Origin of the sequence: Frankia sp. AiPs1 (assembly GCF_023716945.1) — a bacterium.
In the GTDB taxonomy this organism is placed as follows: Bacteria; Actinomycetota; Actinomycetes; order Frankiales; family Frankiaceae; genus Frankia.
The window spans coordinates 1-2,270 of record NZ_JAMQQF010000757.1 but is presented as its reverse complement, the minus strand read 5'-3'; the positions used below and the strand labels follow the sequence as shown (position 1 = coordinate 2,270).

Sequence of the window (2,270 nt, the reverse complement as noted above, 5' to 3'; positions counted from 1 at the left end):
CCCCCCCCCCCCCCCCCCCCCCCCCCCCCCCCCCCCCCCCCCCCCCCCCCCCCCCCCCCCCCCCCCCCCCCCCCCCGACCCGTTGCCGGATGTGCAATGAGACGCTCAGCCGCAGGTCGGCTGCCTACCGATGACCTCAGGGTGACCGTCGAATGTCGGCTGACTGACGGTTGTCGTTGTCTGTTGTCAGACGCCCCCGGGCAGGTACCGTCACCCGAAAGGCGACGTTTGACGATCTTGCCAGTCCGGCCGGCGCACACCGGACCGGAGACCTTGGTCGAGCGACGCCGCCGCCTTTCACGAGGGGAACGTCGCTTGCGCCACTTCGCCTTCCTCGACGACAAGACGATCGAGACCCTGTTCCACCGCCCACCGGAGGAGATCGCCGTCGACGGGGACCGCCGGCTGCTGGCCACCGCGCTCGGCGCGACGCTGTACGCGCCGGGCACCAGGCCCCACCTGGCGTCCGACGTGCGCCGGCAGACCGCGGCCGGCGTGAACTCGATGGTGCTCTGTCTCGAGGACTCGATCGCCGACACCGAGGTGGCCGACGCCGAGGCCAACGTCGTCGCGGCGCTGCGCTCGCTCGCCGACGACCCGCCGCGTTCGGGCGACGGCCTGCCGCTGCTGTTCCTCCGGGTGCGCGCCGTCGGACAGATCCCGGACCTGATCGCCCGGCTCGGTCCGGGTGGGGCGGGCTGCCTGGCCGGGTTCGTCCTGCCCAAGTTCGCCGAGGATGGCGGCCAGGCCGCGCTGGAGGCGGTGCTGCGGGCCTCCGACGTCGCCGGCCGGCCGCTGTGGGCGATGCCGGTGCTGGAAAGCCCGCCGGTGATCAATCGGGAGACCCGCGTCGAGGCGCTCACAGCCGTGCGGCGCCTGGTCGACAAGCACGCCGAGCAGGTTCTCGCGATCCGGCTCGGCGCCACCGACCTGTGCGGACTGTTCGGGCTGCGCCGGGACCGGGACCTGACGATCTACGACATCGCCGTGGTCCGCGACTGCATCGCCGACATCGTGAACATCTGCGCCCGCGGCGGCGATCACATCGTCACCGGCCCGGTGTGGGAGTACTTCGCCCAGCCGGAACGCCTGTTCGTCAGCTCGCTGCGGGTGACCCCGTTCGAGCAGGCCGACCGGGTCGACGGCAGCCAGGAGGCGATCCGGATGCGCAGCGCGCTGGTGTCCGCCGACCTCGACCGGCTGATCCGCGAGGTCGTCCTGGACCGGGCCAACGGCCTGATCGGCAAGACCGTGATCCACCCCAGTCACATCCCGGCCGTACATGCGCTGCACGTCGTCAGCCAGGAGGAGTTCACCGATGCCGAGACGATCCTCGCCGGGGACTCCGGCGGGGTCCGCCCGAGCAGCTACGCGAACAAGATGAACGAGCTGCGCCCGCACCGCGCCTGGGCCGAGGCGGTGGTGCGCCGGGCCAGGGCGTTCGGGGTCCTGCGCGAGGGGGACACGTTCGTCGAGGTGCTGGCGGCGACCCGCGGGCACAGCGGCGTGCGGACCGTCCGATGACCACGACGACGCCGGTGCCGACGGACCCGGGCTGGCTGTGGTCGGAGCTGGGGCTGACCGTCGAGGTCAGCGCGGACGTGCGCGGCGGCGGTCTGGACGCGCTGGTCGGGCTTGCCCTGCGGCGCAACCCGCGCCGCGCCCACCTGCTGGTCAGCCGGGTGCTCGGCAAGCACCTGCCGGTCGCGCCGGGCGCGGGTCTGGCCGCCGGCGCGGATCTCGCGGCGCTGGTACGGGCGCTGCCCGGCTTCCCCGTCGACGGCGCGGCTGCCGCCGCCCACCACGGCGACACCGTCCAGAACGGCGAGGGCGCCCGGACGGGTCCGCTCGTCATCGGCTACTGCGAGACGGCGACGGCGCTCGGCCACGCCGTCGCCGACGGTCTGGCGGGCAGTCACTATCTGCACACCACCCGGCGGGACCTGCCCGCAGTGCCGCCGGTGCTGGAGTTCACCGAGTCGCACTCGCACGCCTCCCATCACTGGCTGGTCCCCGAGGACCCGGCGATCCTGCGCGGCGGCGAGCCGATCGTGCTCGTCGACGACGAGCTGTCCACCGGCCGGACCGCCCTCGGCACGATCCGCATCCTGCACGCCCACGCCCCCCGCGGGCGCTACGTGGTGGCGACCCTCGTCGACGCCCGGCCGACCGCGGCCCGCACGGCGTTCGCCGACCTCGCCGCCGAGCTCGGCGTCCAGATCGAGGTCGTCGCCCTGATCGCGGCCACCGTCACGGTGCCGGCCGAGATC

At 74.1% G+C, this 2,270-nt stretch carries 2 protein-coding genes; both read left to right on the top strand.

The annotated features are described in order from the left end of the window. The first annotated feature begins 315 nt into the window (after nt 1-315). Nucleotides 316-1,524 carry an HpcH/HpaI aldolase/citrate lyase family protein gene (locus ND748_RS30325; protein WP_251749674.1) on the top strand — a complete coding sequence of 403 codons (1,209 nt, stop codon included), beginning with the start codon at nt 316-318 and terminating at the stop codon, nt 1,522-1,524. Further along, nucleotides 1,521-2,270: phosphoribosyltransferase domain-containing protein (locus tag ND748_RS30320; RefSeq protein ID WP_251749671.1), on the top strand; the 750-nt coding region annotated here is incomplete at its 3' end. The genes ND748_RS30325 and ND748_RS30320, both read left to right, overlap by 4 nt.